Here is a 16,903-nt window from a genome sequence, read left to right as displayed (position 1 = left end):
GGCCCCCGGCGCATCGCGCCGAGGGCCGCAGCTCTACAAGGGTGTTACAGGTTGGCCGGCATGCCCGACTCGTCGGCGCTCGCCGTCGAGGAACCGCTCAGCAGGTCCTTGACGATCTTGTTGGCTTCCTTCACCGCGGGCGTGATCATCTTGATCTTCACCTTGCCGTTGGTGAGCTTGCCGCCGACGTCGAACGTCTTGTCCTCACCGGGCAGCGGAAGCGCCTGGCAGCCCGTGAACTGCTTGCGCGGGGTGGCGCCGGTCTGGAAGAAGAAGACGATCGGGTCGTCGACGCAGTCCGTGTTGTACGGGAACAGGCCGTGCGAGCCCTCGTTGTCGACACTGATCAGCTTGGCGTTCGGCAGCGCCTTCGCCGTGGCGAGGCCGCCCTCGTACGCGGTGGCGGCGTCGAGCTCGGACTGCGCGACCAGCAGACGCGGGAACGTCTTCTTGTCCGGCTTCGGCATGGCGTTCTTCGTCGGCCAGTACGCGCACAGCGGGGTGCTCATGAACGGCGCGATGAACGGCGCGTTCACGGTCAGGTCCGCGAGCCAGTAGTTCCAGTAGTGCAGGTTCTGGTTCCACTGACCGTCCTGGCAGCGGATCGCCTCGAACGTCGCGTCCCAGGTCTCGACCTCGGCGGCGGCGGTCGTGGTCTTCACCGCGACGCGCTCCTTCTTGGCGATCGCGGCGAGCGCGTTGGCCTTGGCCTTCGCGATGAACGCCTTGTTCTCGTCGGTGAGGCCCTTGGTGGCCAGCATCTTCGAGACGAGTTGCTCGACCTTCTCCGCGTCTGTGCCGGTGGCCGGGGTGCTGATCACCGCGGACACCGCGGCGGCCGCGGTCGGGTACTGGCTCGTGTCGTACATGGCCGGGATCACGAACCACGCGACGAACAGCTGACCCACGAACTCACGGGTGCCGCCGGCCTTCTCCCAGTTGCGGCGGATCTCCATCGGGTCGGTGCCCTGGCCGTACTCGGCGTCGTTGCGCGCCATGTACGGCAGCAGCGCCTCCTGGAACTGGCGGTCGCGGGTGCGCGGCTGCAGGTCCCAGGTGTTCTCGAGGGTCGTCTGCGAGGCGTCGACGGCCGAGTCGAGCAGGAAGCGGTGCGCCTTGCTCGGGAACGTGGCGGCGTACCAGGTGCCGAGCCACGTGCCGTAGGAGTAGCCGATGTAGCTCATCTTCTTCTCGCCGAGCACGACGCGGATGAAGTCCATGTCGTATGCGGTCTGCTCGGTGGTGATGAACTTGGTCAGCGGGTTCTCGAGGCAGCCGTCGACTTTCGCCTTGTTCAGCACGTTGACGTCAGTGCTGTTCGGGACGGTGTAGCTGCAGGTGAGCGGCGAGGAGAGGCCGACACCGCGCGGGTCGAAGCCGATGAAGTCGTACTGGCCGGCGAGGACCGGGGCGCGCAGGGCCATGGCCGCGCCCCACGGCAGGCCGGAGCCGCCGGGGCCACCGGGGTTGACCAGCGCGATGCCCTGGCGGCTGGTGCCCTTGTAGGCGGTCTCGGTCTTGGAGACGCGGACGCCGATCGTGTTGCCGTCGGCCGGGTTGTGCCAGTCGCGCGGGACCTGGATGGTTGCGCAGGCGAGACCCTTGACGGTCTTGAACTTCTTGACGGTCTCCTCTGCCACACCGGGGAAGGTGCACTCCTCCCAGGTCACCTCCTGCGTGGCGAGGGCACCCGCGAGTGCCTGGGTGTCCGGGTCCTGCTTGGCGGCCGCGCTCGCCGTCGGCGTGAGCACGATGCTCGTCGCGATCAGCGCCCCTGTGACCGCGGCGATACCGCCTCTGAAGTACTTCCTCACGGTAGATCCCTTCCTGCCCCCGCACGGCCTGGGTAAGACCGCGCTTGCAACAGAGGAGAAAGGAGAAAACGGCGTTTAACACTCTTGGGTGATGGCAGAAAGTCGCCATGTCTGGAAACTGTCACCGATCGTGCTCATAGAGTGATGAAGATCGTCAGCTCTGTGACTTTGGGTGACTAAAGCCAACCTCGCCGTGATGCCTGGACGCCGAGCTGGAACCGGGTCTGCGCCCCCAGCAACTGCTGCAGCCGGCTCACCCTGCGGTGCACCGTGCGCTCGCTGACGCCGAGCTCGCGCGCGATCGACTCGTCCGTCAGGCCGGCGCTGAGCAGCGCCATCAGCCGCCGGGTGGCCGTGGTTGGCTCCTGCTGGCTGTCCTCCTGGCCGCCAGGGGTGATCGACACCGCCATCCGCCAGAAGGCCTCGAACAACTCGATCAACGCGCTCAGTAGCACGGACGGGTGAATGAGCAGTGCGACGACGTTCCCGCCCTTGACGGTCGGCACCGCGATCAACGCCCGGTCCGAGTCGGCGATCACGAGCTTCAGCGGCACACCGGGGAACGTCCGCGCCTGCTCGCCCACCGCGATGCTCTCCTGCACCGACGCGAACCCGCGTTCGGTCTGCAGCAACGCCGACTCGTACACGACCCGGTAGGCGACACCGCGGGCCAGCGCCGGCGGCTGCGCGGGACTCGCCTCCGGCTGCGGGCTCAGGTACGAACCGGGATCGAGCGCCCGGATCTCCGACTTGGCCTGGCTCTGCATCTCCTCGAACGCGCTGATCACCTCGTCCGCCTCCTTGAGGACCTCGACGAAGTCGACCTCTTTCGCACCGTGCTCGGCATAGGCGGCGGCCAGGAGCTCTGCGGTCTCCCTGGCCCGCACAGCGGCGACCTCGTGCCCCGACGCGATCGCGGCCAGCGCGGAACGCGGCGGGCGCACGTCGTTGTTCCTGATCAGCCCGAGCCGTTCGAGCTCCTCGTGTGCCGGGCCGGGCTCGACGGCGTCTCCGCGCAGCATCGCCAGGTAGAGCTTCTCGGCCTCCGGCGACAGCCCCTCGTGCACACGACTCCCCTCAGTGGTTCTGAACCGAAGGTACCTGGCCAGATGGTTGCAACACGCCTTAGGCGAACCGGCGCATCGCCCCGAGGAACAGGGCGTCGAACGCCCGGTCGGACAACACCCGGCGCGCGAACAGGATCGGCCGTGCCCCGAACCCCGCCGCGTACCTCGTGCGCGGCCTCCTGGCTTCGGCGGCCTTCACGATGACGTCCGCGATCACCTTCGGCTCACTCGCGCGGCCCATCTGCGAGAAGACCCCGGACAACTGCCTGACCTGCCCCGCGTAGGCACCGCCGCCAGAGGTCTTCCGCAGGTTCTCGACCGCGATCCCGCCCCACTCGGTCTTGATCCCGCCGGGCTGGATCACCACGACGTCGATCCCGAACGGCTTCAGTTCAAGCCGCAGCGAGTCGCTGAATCCTTCGACCGCGAACTTCGTCGAGTGGTACCAGGCCCCGAGCGGCTCGTAGATCCGCCCGCCGATGGACGAGACGTTGACGATCCGCCCGCGCCCGGCCTCGCGCATGTGCGGCGACACCAGCTGGACCAGCCGCGCCAGCCCGAACACGTTGACCTCGAACTGGTACCGCGCCTCGTCGAGCGGCACGTCCTCGACGGCGCCGTACGACCCGTACCCGGCGTTGTTGACGAGCACGTCGATCCGCCCGGCCTCCGCGACGACCTGCTTGACGCCCTCGACCATCGACTCGTCCCGCGTCACGTCCATCTCCAGCACCCGGATGCCCTGCGCGGCCAGCCCTTCCATCCGCTGCACCCGCCGTGCCGCCGCGTACACCGTGTAGCCGGCTTTGTGCAGCTCGACCGCCGTGGCCTCGCCGATCCCCGACGAGGCACCCGTGACCAGTGCGACCTTCATGACGCTCTCCTGACTGACCGGTTGGCTGAACTAACCAACTGTTTGGTTGCTGAACCAGGCAACCAGACCGGCGCAGGCCTGTCAACCAACTGGTTAGTTGTCAGAACCAACCGGTTGGTTAGAATGCGGGTGTGGTGAGGGACAAGGAAGCGACCAAGGCCAAGCTGCTCGACGCGGCGATGGACGAGTTCGCGCAGTACGGCGTCGCCGGCGCGCGGGTCGATCGCATCGCGGCCAAGGCCGGGTGCAACAAGGCGATGATCTACGCCTACTTCGACAGCAAGGAAGGGCTGTTCGACGAGCTGCTGAAGATCCAGATCGACCGGATGATCCAGCAGGTCCCGATCACGCCCGAAGACCTGCCCGGCTACGCGGGCCGGTTGTTCGACTCCTACCGCGACCAGCCGCAGCTGCTCAGACTGGCGGCGTACCACCGGCTCGAGAACGGCTTCGAGGCCGTTCCGGCGGCCGAGGCCGAGGCGTACCGGCACAAGGTCGAGGCCATCGGGCGGGCGCAGATGGAAGGCAGGATCTCGGCCGAGTTCAACGCCAACGACCTCCTGGACATGGTCGTGCACATGTCGATCCTGGCGTTCACCACGCCGAACGCGACCCGTGCGCTCGTCGAACGCTCGGTCGGCCGCCTGATCGCGGAGTAGCCCCGATCAGGGCCTGCGCAGCAGGTAGGTGTCCATGATCCAGCCCTTGCGCGCACGGGCCTCGTCCCGCACCTCGCGGATCCGCGCCGCCACGTCCCCGACGCGGCCCGACACCAGGATCTCGTCCGGCATCCCGAGGTAGGCGCCCCAGTAGATCCACGTGTCGGGGTCGACGCCCTCGAACGAGTACGACGCGTCGAGCATCACGGCCACGTCGTCCACATCGGACGGCCACCCGGCGGCCAGCCTGCGGCCGGTCGTGATCTGCACCGGCTTGCCGACCTGGTTCAGCGACACCCGGTGGCCGGCGGTCAGCGCGGCCACCGACGTCACGCCGGGGATGACCTCCACCTCGAACGACTCGCCGCGGGCCAGCAGGTCGTCGAGAATCGCCAGCGTCGAGTCGTACAGGGACGGGTCGCCCCACACCAGGAACGCCCCGACCTCGTCCTCGCCCAGTTCCGACAGCAGGCCCAGGACGACGTCCGCGCGGTCGCGGCGCCAGGCGTCGATCGTCGCCTTGTAGTCGGCGGGGTTGCGGTCGCGTTCCGGATCCCGGCCCTCGACCCAGCGGTACGGGCGCGTCGCGTGCTCCGCCAGGATCGACGCGCGCAGGTCGACGAGCTCCTGCTTCACGGAACCCTTGTCCAGCACGAAGTACACGTCGACCGTCTGCAACGCCTTGACGGCCTGCACCGTCAGGTGGTCGGGGTTGCCCGCGCCGATACCGATGACCAGGATCTTTCGCACCGGCACACACTAACTACACGGGACGCTCGTCGAGGAGCGCACGGTCTTGCCTGTGCGGGGATTCACCTCCAACGAGGGGAGTGGAGCTCGTCGGCGGCGAAGAGGTTCGCGACGCGGTCGCCGTGCCGAAGTCCTGCCGCGGGCAGTGTTTCGCGTAGGTGCGGCACATCGCGTCCCATTCCCCGTTTGGTGTAGAAGGAGACTCGGGGAGCCTGGTTGTCGTGGCCGAAAAGGAGGCTACTTGCTGGTGCAGCCGCCATTCACGTGCCAGAAGCGTGGGAGCTGCGGAATTGATTCCTGAGGAGATCGCGTAACGGAATTTCTCCCCGCATCGAGTGTCAACGCGCTGCTTTCGCTTTTCGCTGTTTTCAACCGACTTCCGCGATTGTTGATTGGTGAAACACCCGCTCGTGCAGGTGTGATCGACTAGCCTCGATCGAGTGCTCCGACTGGAAGTGCTCGACTACGCAGGTCCTGCTCGCTGGCGTTGGCGCCTCACCTCGGCCACGGGCGCGTTCCTCGCCGATCACCAGGTCGCGCTCGACCCGTCGTCGTGGCAGCACGAGGCCCTCCTCAACCTCCAGGGGTATCTGCGCTCCTACACCGCGCCGGACCGCCGCAGGGAGCAGGAGATCGACCTGCTCGCCCGGGTCGGCGACTGGCTGGCGTCCTCCGCACTGGGCCCGGTGGCCGACGAGCTGGCCCGGCAACGTGGCGCCGTCCGCGTCGAGGTGCCCGCGGACGCCGCGATCGTCGGCTACCTGCCGTGGGAACTGGCCAGGGTCGGCGGTCGCACGCTGGCGTCGTCGCACGTGACGTTCGTGATGGACCACCGGCCGCGCTCGGTGATCGCGAAGCGGCCGGTCGGTGAGCGGTTGCGGATGCTCGCGGTCTTCAGCGTTCCCGAGGGTGCCGGTGCACTCAACCTGCGCAAGGAACGTCATGCGCTGGCACGTCTGGTGCACACGATCGCGCAGGTCAACGACAAGGCGATCGAGCTGCGGGTGCTGCAGTACGGCGCCACGCGGGAGCGTTTGGCAGAGGCGTTGCTCGAGCAGGAGGGCTGGGACGTCGTGCACCTCTCCGGTCACGGCCTGCCTGCCGGCGTCTTGCTGGAGACGTCGTCGGGTGAACGCGACCGGGTGTCGAGCACCGAACTCGTCGACCTGCTGGAACTCGCGTCCGGGCAGATCAAGCTGGTGACGTTGTCCGCCTGCTCCTCGGCCGCCGTGACCGCGGACGAACAGCTGTCGTTGCTGGGCATCACGCCGCCCGAGTCCGCCGCGGAACCGGGCGGAGGGTCGCTGCCCGCCGTGGCCACCGCGGTGACGAGCCGCCTCGACTGCGCCGTGGTCGCGATGCGCTACGAGGTCGTGGACACCTTCGCGATCGCACTGGCCGGCGAGTTCTACGACCTGGTGCTGGGCAAGGGACAAACGGTCGCACGGGCGTTGCCCCTGGCGCTGACCAGGGCGGGGAGCTTCACACCGTTGTCGGTCGTGACGCCGACGTTGTTCGGTGCCGCGGCGGGCGAGCTGACCCTGGTACCGCCGCAGGGCGGGCCCGTCGTGTTCGACCTCGAACGCGTGAAGCTCGCGGAGTTCCCGCCGCAGCCCGACCGGTTCGTCGGCAGGGTGGGGCCGATGGCCCGGGCGACCGCCGCTCTCGCCCCGGACAGCGGGAAGACCGGCGTGCTGTTCCACGGAATGGCGGGTGGTGGCAAGTCCGCCTGTGCGCTCGAACTCGCCTACACGCACCAGGATTCGTTCCCGCTGCTGGCCTGGTACTCGGCCACGTCGGAGCCTTCGGTCGCGTTGACGGACTTCGCGCTCGCCCTGGAACGCCAGCTGCCCGGGCTGAAGATCGCGCACGTCGTCAACGACCTCGAGGCGTTGCGCGGTCTGCTCCCCGCCCTGACGGAACTGCTGGCGCAGCACCGAATCCTGATCGTGCTGGACAACGCCGAGTCACTGCTGACCCCGGACGGCCAGTGGCGCGACGAGCGGTGGGAGCACCTCGTCAGCGCGCTGACCGCCCACGAAGGACTTTCCCGGCTGGTGATCACCTCGAGGACGCGGTTCCAGGTGGCTGATTCCGTGCCGGTGGAGGCGGTGCACGCGTTGTCCCTGAGGGAGGCCATGCTGCTGGCCCGCGAGTGGCCGGAGCTGAAGTCGTTGATCGAGGACGACTTCCGGCTGGCGGCGAGGGTGATCGCGATCGTGCAGGGGCACCCGAAACTCATCGAACTCGCGAACGGCCTGGCCGCAGACCGCTCGACGCTCGCGGAGCGCCTGGCCGAGGCACAGCGGGTCTGGAAGGAGCGGGGCGTGCGGCTGGAGCCGTTCCTGCAAGGGGACGATCCAGCGCCGTCGGACACGGACTACCTGTCCGTCCTGACGGACTGGACGCACGCGGCGGCCGCGTCGTTGCCGGCGAGCGCACGGGAGATGTTCCTGGCGCTGTGCTGCTGCGAGGAGGCAGACCGCCTGCCCCGTTACTTCCAGGCCACGGAAGAGATGTTGAGCGAACTGGACCGAGGACTCGTCGAGATCACTCCCGCGCGCTACCGGATCCACCCCGGCGTGGCGGAGGCCGGCCGCGCGCTGGCGGGTCCCGACTTCGTCGCCGCGGTCGACGCCCACTACGGAGAGCTTTGGCTGTCCACACTGAACGCGGCCCACGACGACGGGGACACGCGAGCCGTCCTGGGCGCCGCGGTGCGCGGGGTGCCGTACTTCCGCCGGGCAGAACGCTGGTACGACATCTACTGGGTCTGCTCGAAGGCGCTCAGGTACGACAGTTCGCCCGCGATGCTCGGCAAGCTGTTGCCCTACCTCGACGTCGCGGCTCTCGGCAGCCGGGGCACCAGGCACGAGATGACGATCCGGGGGCTGCACGCCCGTGCTCTCGGGCTGCTCGACGCGCAGCGTGGCATCGATGAGTTGCGGGCGTTGGTGGCCGAATCGGTGCGGCGAGAGGACTTCACGGCAGCATCGATCCTGAGCAGCGACCTCGTCGGCGTCTACCGCAGGGCCGGTCTCCTGGAAGAGGCCCTGGAGCTGTCCGAGCAGGTCGCGGGCCACACCGAACTCGCCGGCCTCGGCCCGTTCAGCCGTGCCGCCAACGAGCACGACCTGCTGGGCGTCCTCTCCGACATGGGCCGCTCCCGTGAGGTCCTGGACGGCGTCCACCGCGTGCTCGCCTCACTCCCCGAAGAGAGCGGCGATCGTGTCGAGAACGTGGACCCGCGCTTCTTGGTGGAGAACCTGCTGCACACGGGCACCAACGCCGCAGCCCGGCTGCGGGAGTTCGACATCGCGATGAACATGGGCGAGCAGCTCATCGGTCTCAAGCGCGCACGCGGCGCGGCCGACGTCGAAGTCGCCGACACCGTGCAGAACGTGGCCCAGACCCTGCTCTTCCTGGGACGGCACCAAGAAGCCAAGGAGCGCCTCCTGTGGTGCCGCGCGGTGTTCGAGCGCAGCACGGACATGGTCGCCCTGGGGCGCAACACCGCGATGCTCGCCCAACTGGAGGGTCTGCTCGCCCGCTCCTCCCGGGCGGTCGACCTCCACGTAGACGGCCTGCGCCTCGCCTACAGCTCGGGCAATCCCGTCGAGATCGCCAAGAACCACCACAACACGGGAATCGCGCACGGCCACGCCGAGCCGGTGGCGTGGTGCGCCCACTACATGGCCGCGGCCCTGATCTACGCCCAGACAGGAGATGAGCAGGTGTCCGGCCTCGTCGAGGGGATCGGCGACCTGTTCTTCGTGCACGGGCGGCTGTTCGAAACGTTCGACGACGTCTGCGCGATTGCCGGGAACACGGGCGGAGTGGAACTCCGCGCGCTGCTCGACCGGTTGCCCGTCCGCTTCACCGACAACGCCGCCCTGACCGCGGCGCTGCTCGTGGAGGCGGACCGGTACGCGAAGGACCGCCTGGCAGAGTGGAGCCCGATCATGGACGAGGTGGTGCAGTCGGCTTCGTCCGGCGTCGTCTCCGCGGGCCTCGCCGCTGAACTCACTCGCCTGGAATCCCACGCTTCCGGCGTCGCGCTCGCCACGTCGCTGCGCCGCGTCGTGGAAGGTGAGCGAGTGCCGGAGCTGTGGGAGGGCCAGGTGCCGCTCGCCTACGGCATCGTCCGCGGTGTGCTCGGCCGGCTGGAAGGAGGGGCGTGAACGTTGCTGCGCCTTGAGGTGCTCGACTACGCCGACTCGTCGCGGTGGCGGTGGCGGCTGACCTCCGAGGCCGGGGACCTTCTGGCGGACCACGAGGTTTCGCTCGATCCCGGGGCCTGGCAGCGTGACGCGTTCGCCGACCTCCACCGATACCTCCGCGACTACGTCGCCCAGGACCGGCGCGCCGAACGAGAAGCGGAGCTGCTCGCCCAGATCGGCGACTGGGTCGGTGAGTCGGTGCTGGGGCCGGTGGCGGGCGTGCTGGCCGGGCGACGCGGTCCGGTGCGGCTCGAGCTGCCTGCCGAGGCCACTCTCCTGGGCAACCTGCCGTGGGAGCTGGCCCGCGTCGACGGCCGTCCGGTGCAGGCATCGTTCGTGGTGGACCACCAGCCGAGGGAGGTGGTACCGAAGCGTCCGGTCGGCCGGCGGTTGCGGATGCTGGCGATCTTCAGCCTGCCCGAGGGCGCCGGTGCGCTGAACCTGCGCAAGGAGCGGTTCGCACTGGCTCGCCTCGTGCACACGATCGCGCAGGTCAACGGCAAGGCGATCGAGCTGCGCGTTCTCCAGTACGGCGCCACTCGCGAGCGTCTCGAGGACGCGTTGCTCGAGCACGACGGGTGGGACGTCGTGCACCTGTCGGGCCACGGCCTGCCCACCGGCGTGGTGCTGGAGACCTTGGCAGGCGAACGCGACCTGATCACCAGCACCGAACTGGTCGACCTGCTCGAGCTCGCGGCGCCGCAGATCAAACTGGTGACCCTGTCCGCGTGTTCGTCGGCTGCGGCGACCGCGGAGGAGCACCTGTCGCTGCTGGGCTTCTCCTTGCCGACGAGGGCGGAACAGTCCGACGAAGGCTCGCTGCCCGCCGTGGCCGCGGAAGTCGTCCGCCGGCTGGACTGCGCGGTCGTCGCCATGCGGTACCCGGTCGTCGACGACTTCGCGATCGCGCTGGCGGAGCAGTTCTACGACCTCGTGCTCGGCAAGGGTCGGCCGGTGACGGACGCACTGCCCCTGGCGTTGCGCCGGGTCGAGCTGATCACCGCGTTGTCACCCGTCACGCCGACGTTGTTCGGTGCACGCTCGGGAGAACTGACGCTGGTGCCGCCCGCCGGTGAACCACTGGTGTTCCAGCCGGAACGGGCGAAGCTCGCGGACTTCCCGGCCCAGCCGGACCGGTTCGTCGGCAGGGTCGGGCCGATGACCCGTGCCACGACGGCATTGGCACCGCACAGCGGCAAGTCAGGGGTGCTGTTCCACGGCATGGCGGGTGGCGGCAAGACGGCCTGTGCACTGGAACTCGCTTACACGCACCAGGACTCATTCCCGCTGCTCGCCTGGTACGCCGCACTCGGCGAGACCTCGGCGGCACTCACCCAGTTCGCGCTGGCACTGGAACGTCAGCTGCCGGGTATCAAACTCGTGCACCTCGTCAACGACATCGAGGCGCTGAGGGGTTTCCTGCCGTCGTTGACGCAGGTGCTCGAACAGCACCGGGTCCTGATCGTGCTGGACAACGCCGAGACCTTGCTGACGGAGGACGGCCAGTGGCGTGACGAGCGGTGGGAGTTGCTGATCGACGCCCTCACCGCCCACCAGGGGCTGTCCAGGCTCGTGATCACTTCCCGCGTCCGGCCTCGACTGCCGGATTCCGTTCTGGTGGACGCCGTGCACGCGCTGACGTTGCACGAGTCGCTGTTGCTGGCGCGGGAATGGCCCAACCTCCGTGAGCTGGTCGACGGCGCCGACTTCCGGCTGGCCTCCGAGGTGCTGACGACCGTGCAGGGGCATCCGAAGCTGATCGAGCTGGCGAACGGCCTCGCCGCCGACCGTGCCTCCCTGTCGAAGCGGCTCGCCGCCGCCCAGCGGACGTGGCTGGAACGCGGCACCAGGCTGGAGCCTTTCCTGCGCGGCGACGCCCCGGCCGCGTCGGACAACGACTACATGTCGGTGCTGACCGAGTGGACGCACGCGGCGGTTCGGTCGGCACCTGAGGCGGCCCGGCGGGTCTTCCTCATGTTGTGTTGTGTCGAAGAGAGCGACCGGCGTGTGGACTTCGTCCGCGACCCTGAGAAGTCGTTGGGGTTCCTCCTCGACCGCGGCTTGGTCGAGGTCGTCGGGTCGCGGCTGCGCATCCACCCCGGTGTGGCAGAAGCTGGGCGGGCATTGGCGGATCCGATGTTCGTCCGCCAGGTGACCGGGGGTTTCGCGAATAGTTGGGCAGAGGCGTTCAACGCCGCACTACATGGTGAAGGCACCGATACCTCGACCGAGGTGCTCGTGCGGGCGGCAGTCGGCATCGCACCCTACTTGTGCAGGCTCAAGCGGTGGGATGACTTGGCGGAAGTGTGCTTGCTCGCGATGCGCCGCGACGACTCGCCTTTGATGGCGGCACTGATGCTGCCGTTTCTGGAAACCGCTGCGCAGCACGATGTCGGAGTGAACGTGCGGAGCATTTATTCCCGTGCGGTTGCCGTGCTCGATCCTGCACGCGGCTGGGCGATGCTGGAGGACCTGCTGGAGCCGGCCCTGGCGAATCAGGACTACGACAGTGCGACGGCGATCGCGAGTGATCTGGCTGTGCGCCTCCGACGTGAAGGAAAACTGGCGGAGGCGTTGGAGATGATGCGCCGGGGAAGCGAGTACACGCGACTGGCGGGCTTCGGGCCGTGGACCCAACTCGACGACGAGCAGCTCAAGTTGTGGATCGTGTTCGAAATCGGCCGGGACCAGGAAGCGCTGGACGGCGTACGGCGGCTGCTGGTCGGCCTGCCTGCCTCGACGAGCGCCGCACCGGAGAAGGTGGCGCCCTGGTGGGTGCGGGAAGCATTGGTGGAACTAGGTGCTGTCGCCGCTCAGTCAGTAGGTGAGCATGAAGCGTCCGGGAAGTACGTCGAGGACTTGGTCGCGCTCAAGAAGAACCGGGGAGCACCTCCGATGGAGCAGGTGCTGGGTATAAGAAACCTGGCCGGCGTGTATGCGGCGAACGGCAGGTACGCAGAAGCGCGTGACATGCTGCTGCGATGCAAGGAGATTTGCGAGCAGCACGGCGATATTCGCAGGCTTGCCGGCGTTGTCGGCACGCTTGCCATCATCGAGCACGAGCTTGGACATGACTCGCGCGCCATCGAGATGAGTGAAGACGCACTCCGCTTCGACTACGTCGTTGCCGACCTGACTCGGATCATCGCGGGGCACCACGACCTGGCCTCGTTGTACGACGTGGTCGAGCAGGCATCTCATCGCGTGCGGGCGCACCGCCTGGCAGCGGCGTTGGCGGCGTTCCGGATCGGCCACCGCACCCTGGACACACGGGTCCGGACACTCGCCGAGTTCGGATTTTCCCACGGCCTGCCTGGACAACCATCGTTCGAGGACATCTGCCAGGTGGTCGAGGAAGTCGACGGAGTCCGGTTCCGCGAGCTGCTCGACTCCTTTCCCCGGCGCGCGCCTGACGAGATGCGGTCGCTGATGGACCTGGTGGCCGTTCAGACGCAGGACGTCATGAACGAGTGGTCGCCGCTCATCACTGCGGTGGTGAACGCGGCCAAGACCGCAGGTGAGACCGAAGAACTCCAAGCCACGCTCGCGAGATTGGACGAGGACGAAAAGCCGCTGGTGAATGCGTTGCGTCGTGTCGTCGCCGGTGAGCGTGGCCCGGAGTTGCTCGACGACGTCACGTGGATGTCGTCCGGAGTTCTGAGGAGAGTGCTGGACGCGCTCAGTGAGCAAGAACGTGCAGGATCCTGACCGGCTTCTTCGGTGCGCCGTCGAGCAACCCGTCCGGCTGCGGCACGATCCCGGCCTTCACGATCCGGTCCAGCGTGTCCATGCCGTAGGTGACGTGGCCCATCACGGTGTAAAGCGGCTTGATGTTGGCGAACGAGTGCACGATGAAGAACTCGCTGCCGTTCGTGCCCGGCCCCTGGTTCCCGTACGCGATGGTGCCGCGCGGGTAGGTCTCGTTGCCCGTCACCTCGTCGGCGAACCGGTAACCGGGCCCGCCCTCCTCGGCGCGGTAGATGTCACCGCACTGCAGCACGCCCAGGCGCGAGGTGTCGGTCAGGCGCCAGCACTGCGACATCGTGTAGAACCAGCTCCGCGCCAGATGCGCGAAGTTCTCCACGCCGCACGGGGCGTTGGCGCGGTCGAGGTGCGCGATCACCACGCCGTAGTTCGTCACGATGGTGACCTTGACGGTGCCGCGAGCCGGCACGACGGCGCTCGGCGGCTGGACCGGACGGGCGGCCGGGTTGTCCGGCGTCGGGATGAACTCGCAGCGCGCCGTGGGTGTGGCCGGTGCGGCGGACGCGACCGGGGCGAGGACGACCATCATCAGGACAGCGAGCAGTAGCCTCATGACCGCCGACCGTAGTCGCCCCATAACGCCTTGTCAGCCCACCTGGGTTGGGTCACATGGGGGGACGACTTCGTCATCGACTGGACCTTTCAGTCCGTGTCGATCAACGCGAACACGGACGTGCGCACCACCGCGATCTGTACTCGCCGACTTGGATGCTTCCGGCGAACAGCTGTCGGTGAGGACGGGCGGGCCTGAACAGGGCATCCGTTCATCTGCACGGAACGTCCATGGGCCACGCGACCGTAGATGCGTTGTCCGGATCGGAGTTCCGGCTGAGCCACCTCCGCCCGGTTCCCAGCGAGTGTTGGCAGCGCGCCGAGGCCGGGGGAAGCGGTCCCGCCAGTACTGCGAGAGGAGTGGCTCACACGCTGACCGCCTCGCGCTGCTCCACCACGGCCCGCCGCCGGGGCTTGCGCTCCAGCCACCACTGCGAGAGCAGCAGGGGAATCGTCCACCCGGCCCAGGTCGAGATCCCGGCGACCATGTGCGCCAGCTCCGCCTCGGGCACGCGATCGGCCAGCCACAGGAACACGAGCACACCCCAGATCCGGTTCGTGATGATCGAGACGGTCAGCACGAAGCTGCGGATCATCCACTTGCGGTGGTCGCGGAACTGGCGCTGCCGGGCCGCGCGCCACGCCAGCCAGGTGAAGGTCAGCCACATCACCGCCAGCAGCACGTTGCTCACCTGGGCGACCGGGCCGAACGGCGTCATCCAGCCGATGACCAGGCCGGCCAGCCCGGACGGCAGCACGCCGGCGAACACGTAGACACGGCCGATGCGGCGGTGCAACACGGGGAAACGGCCGCGGAACCACGGCCAGATCTGCACCACGCACGTGACGATGGCGATCGACGCGCAGACGACGTGCACGACGAGCAGGGGGTAGTGCGGTCCCCAGTCCGACTGCACGCGTGCCTGCAGACGATCACCTGTCAGGTACGGCGGTAGCGAGAACGCCACGAACGCCACCACCACGAACGCCAACGGACCCACCCAGGGCTTGCGCAACCACGTCATGGCAACACCATGGCCACTTCCGCTGACCGATCACGCACCGCTCGCTGACGTGGCCTTCTGACACCCCGCTGACACCTGACGGGGTGTAGCTGTCAGGTCGCTGTGAGCGCCGGTCGGCAGTGTCAGCGCCATGAAGCCGACAGCCTTGATCGCCGCAGCCGCGTTCACGCTCCTCATGGCGCCGGACGCGCAGGCCGCGTCCTGCAGCGGACGCGGCTGCAACGACGAGGACCCGGTGTCCGCCGGGTGCAGCAGTGGTTCGACGACCGCGGACACCGCGCCCATGTACACGGGCGGTACGGCGGAGCTGCGGTGGTCGCCCGGTTGCAGGACGAACTGGGTGCGGGTCTCGAACTACTCGGGCGGCGACTCGGCTCTGCGCATCACCGTGTGGTCGGGCAGCGACCACGTCGGCTTCGTCGCGGCGGGAACGCCCGGCAACCACTGGGGAAACATGGTCCACGCGCCCGGCTGTGCCCGCGGCGAGGTGCTCTACGCCGACAAGAACGGCGTGCACCGCACCGCCCGCCTCGCGTCGAGCGCTTGCTGAGGGGGCGCGCCGTGACCGGCTACATCACCGACTGACAGACCTTCGCACCGCCATCGCAGAACCTTTGAGGGAGAAGCATGTTCAGCAAGATCGCCAGCACCGTCGGCGCCGCGGCAGTGGTGGCCGCCGCGATGCTCGGGTTCACCGCGCAGGCGCAGGCGGCGCCGGGGTGCGCCAGGGTGGACCAGATCGGTTCCACCGGTTACATCACCAACTCCGCCGGTACCCAGATCGCCTCGGTCAAGCAGTTCAAGGGCTGCAACAAGAACTTCGCCTACACCTACGTGTGGGAGGGCTTCCGCAGCTCGCACTCGCAGTGGTACTTCTGTGCGTCCATCGCGAAGGAGGACGGCGGCCGTCCCACGTTGATGGACACGAAGTGCGAGCTCAACAAGGCCGAGGTCTGGTCCTCCGGTGCCAGCACGCTTTCCTCCTGCACGCACGCCGCCGGCCTGGTCCAGTGGGGCTCGAACGAGCGTCAGGGCAAGTCGAGCACCCGCTGCTGACATGAGGAAGACGGTTCTCACGGCGGTCGCCGCGCTGGCCGTGCTGGTACCTCTCACGAGCGCCGGTACGGCTCAGGCCGAGGTCCGCACGTTCACCGCGACCACCGCCCTCGACGGCCGCACCGTCAAGGACCCGGACGTTCCGGTCGGCCGGAAGCGCGTCGCCGACATGTACCTCAAGGGCCAGAAGGTGAACGTCGTCTGTCAGGACACCGGGCCTGAGCACGGCGGCAAGAACGTCTGGGACCTGACCACCGAGGGTCTGTGGATCCCGGACGGCTACACGAGCAACACCTCGGACACGATGGTGCTGCCCAGGTGCGCCACCTCGAAGTCGTTCCCCGCCAAGGCCGACCTCAACGGTCGCAAGAACAAGGGCGACGCCGCCACGGCACCCGGTGCGGTCGCCGACAGGTACCGGGCGGGACAACAGGTTCCGGTGAAGTGCCAGGCCCAGGCCGAAAGCGGCACGATCTGGGACTTCACCACCGACGACTTCTGGGTGCCGGACAACTACGTCACCACCGGCACGAACGGGTTCGTCCAGGGGCTGCCGCGCTGCGACACCGACGGCATCGAGCCGGGCGAGACGCCGCCGGGCAACGCCGTGCACGGCCGCAGCAACGGTCCGGCGGGGCCGGCGACCGGCACGAACGCGCAGAAGGTCCAGCGCGTGATCGACACCGCGAAGTCCCAGATCGGCAAGGGCCACCTCTACTCCTGGGGTGCGGGCGGCAAGGGCGGTGCCTCCTACGGCGTCCACCACTACCCGGACAACGACCCCTCCCAGGGCGACGACTACAACCGGCTCGGTTTCGACTGCTCGGGCCTCACGCTGTACGCCTTCTGGAAGGGCGCCGGGTTCGACATCGGTGCCTGGACGGGGGCGCAGAACACCAAGGGCCGCGCGGTGGCCATCGCGGACCGCAAGCCGGGTGACCTCGTCTTCTGGGGCCGCTCCGACAACGACTCCGACGCCACTACGCACGTCGCCCTCTACCTGGGCGACAACAAGATCCTGGAAGCCTCGCCGCCGCGTGACGGCAAGAGCGTCCGGATCAGCGAGCTCAACAGCCACGGCACGCCGTACACGAAGGTCCGCCGGATCTTCGGATGACGAG

At 68.2% G+C, this 16,903-nt stretch carries 12 protein-coding genes; 6 read left to right on the top strand and 6 right to left on the bottom strand.

What is annotated here, in order from left to right:
• Window positions 1–44: 44 nt before the first annotated feature.
• The 3 genes from LX88_RS34125 to LX88_RS34115 form a co-directional block, all read right to left on the bottom strand.
• Window positions 45–1,814: an alpha/beta hydrolase gene (locus LX88_RS34125; RefSeq protein WP_258951913.1), complete on the bottom strand. Its 1,770-nt coding sequence runs from the start codon at window positions 1,812–1,814 to the stop codon at window positions 45–47.
• Window positions 1,815–1,990: 176 nt separating this feature from the next.
• The gene (locus LX88_RS34120) at window positions 1,991–2,881 is read right to left on the bottom strand and encodes a helix-turn-helix transcriptional regulator (protein ID WP_258951912.1); all 891 of its coding nucleotides are present in this window, start codon (window positions 2,879–2,881) and stop codon (window positions 1,991–1,993) included.
• Window positions 2,882–2,939: 58 nt separating this feature from the next.
• Window positions 2,940–3,755, bottom strand: coding sequence for an oxidoreductase (locus LX88_RS34115; RefSeq protein WP_258951911.1), 816 nt, complete (start codon window positions 3,753–3,755; stop codon window positions 2,940–2,942).
• Between the two features lie 131 nt (window positions 3,756–3,886).
• Here LX88_RS34115 and LX88_RS34110 point away from each other — a divergent pair, with 131 nt between their 5' ends.
• On the top strand, window positions 3,887–4,414 hold the full coding sequence (locus LX88_RS34110; RefSeq protein ID WP_258951910.1) for a TetR/AcrR family transcriptional regulator: 528 nt from the start codon (window positions 3,887–3,889) through the stop codon (window positions 4,412–4,414).
• Window positions 4,415–4,420: 6 nt separating this feature from the next.
• Here the strand turns inward: LX88_RS34110 and cobF are convergent, their stop codons facing one another.
• Window positions 4,421–5,164, bottom strand: a complete 744-nt coding sequence (cobF, locus tag LX88_RS34105) for a precorrin-6A synthase (deacetylating) (RefSeq protein ID WP_258951909.1) — start codon at window positions 5,162–5,164, stop codon at window positions 4,421–4,423.
• Between the two features lie 440 nt (window positions 5,165–5,604).
• Between cobF and LX88_RS34100 the strand changes: the two genes are divergently transcribed.
• Window positions 5,605–9,345: a CHAT domain-containing protein gene (locus tag LX88_RS34100; RefSeq protein WP_258951908.1), complete on the top strand. Its 3,741-nt coding sequence runs from the start codon at window positions 5,605–5,607 to the stop codon at window positions 9,343–9,345.
• 3 nt (window positions 9,346–9,348) lie between these two features.
• Window positions 9,349–13,092 carry a CHAT domain-containing protein gene (locus LX88_RS34095; protein ID WP_258951907.1) on the top strand — a complete coding sequence of 1,248 codons (3,744 nt, stop codon included), beginning with the start codon at window positions 9,349–9,351 and terminating at the stop codon, window positions 13,090–13,092.
• Here LX88_RS34095 and LX88_RS34090 read toward each other — a convergent pair.
• Window positions 13,064–13,702: a peptidylprolyl isomerase gene (locus LX88_RS34090; protein ID WP_258951906.1), complete on the bottom strand. Its 639-nt coding sequence runs from the start codon at window positions 13,700–13,702 to the stop codon at window positions 13,064–13,066. The genes LX88_RS34095 and LX88_RS34090 overlap by 29 nt on opposite strands.
• A 364-nt stretch (window positions 13,703–14,066) precedes the next feature.
• The gene (locus LX88_RS34085; RefSeq protein WP_258951905.1) at window positions 14,067–14,726 is read right to left on the bottom strand and encodes a DUF2306 domain-containing protein; all 660 of its coding nucleotides are present in this window, start codon (window positions 14,724–14,726) and stop codon (window positions 14,067–14,069) included.
• Window positions 14,727–14,856: 130 nt separating this feature from the next.
• Between LX88_RS34085 and LX88_RS34080 the strand changes: the two genes are divergently transcribed.
• The 3 genes from LX88_RS34080 to LX88_RS34070 all read left to right on the top strand — a co-directional run bounded on the left by LX88_RS34080 (window position 14,857) and on the right by LX88_RS34070 (window position 16,899).
• On the top strand, window positions 14,857–15,276 hold the full coding sequence (locus tag LX88_RS34080; RefSeq protein ID WP_258951904.1) for a DUF2690 domain-containing protein: 420 nt from the start codon (window positions 14,857–14,859) through the stop codon (window positions 15,274–15,276).
• 77 nt (window positions 15,277–15,353) lie between these two features.
• The gene (locus tag LX88_RS34075) at window positions 15,354–15,782 is read left to right on the top strand and encodes a hypothetical protein (protein ID WP_258951903.1); all 429 of its coding nucleotides are present in this window, start codon (window positions 15,354–15,356) and stop codon (window positions 15,780–15,782) included.
• A gap of 1 nt (window position 15,783) precedes the next feature.
• Window positions 15,784–16,899 carry a C40 family peptidase gene (locus LX88_RS34070; protein ID WP_258951902.1) on the top strand — a complete coding sequence of 372 codons (1,116 nt, stop codon included), beginning with the start codon at window positions 15,784–15,786 and terminating at the stop codon, window positions 16,897–16,899.
• Window positions 16,900–16,903: the final 4 nt, after the last annotated feature.

It is taken from the genome of Lentzea californiensis (assembly GCF_024648825.1).
GTDB lineage: Bacteria > Actinomycetota > Actinomycetes > Mycobacteriales > Pseudonocardiaceae > Lentzea > Lentzea californiensis.
Note: the sequence above shows the minus strand (reverse complement) of the source record. Positions and strands in the feature narration are given on the sequence as shown.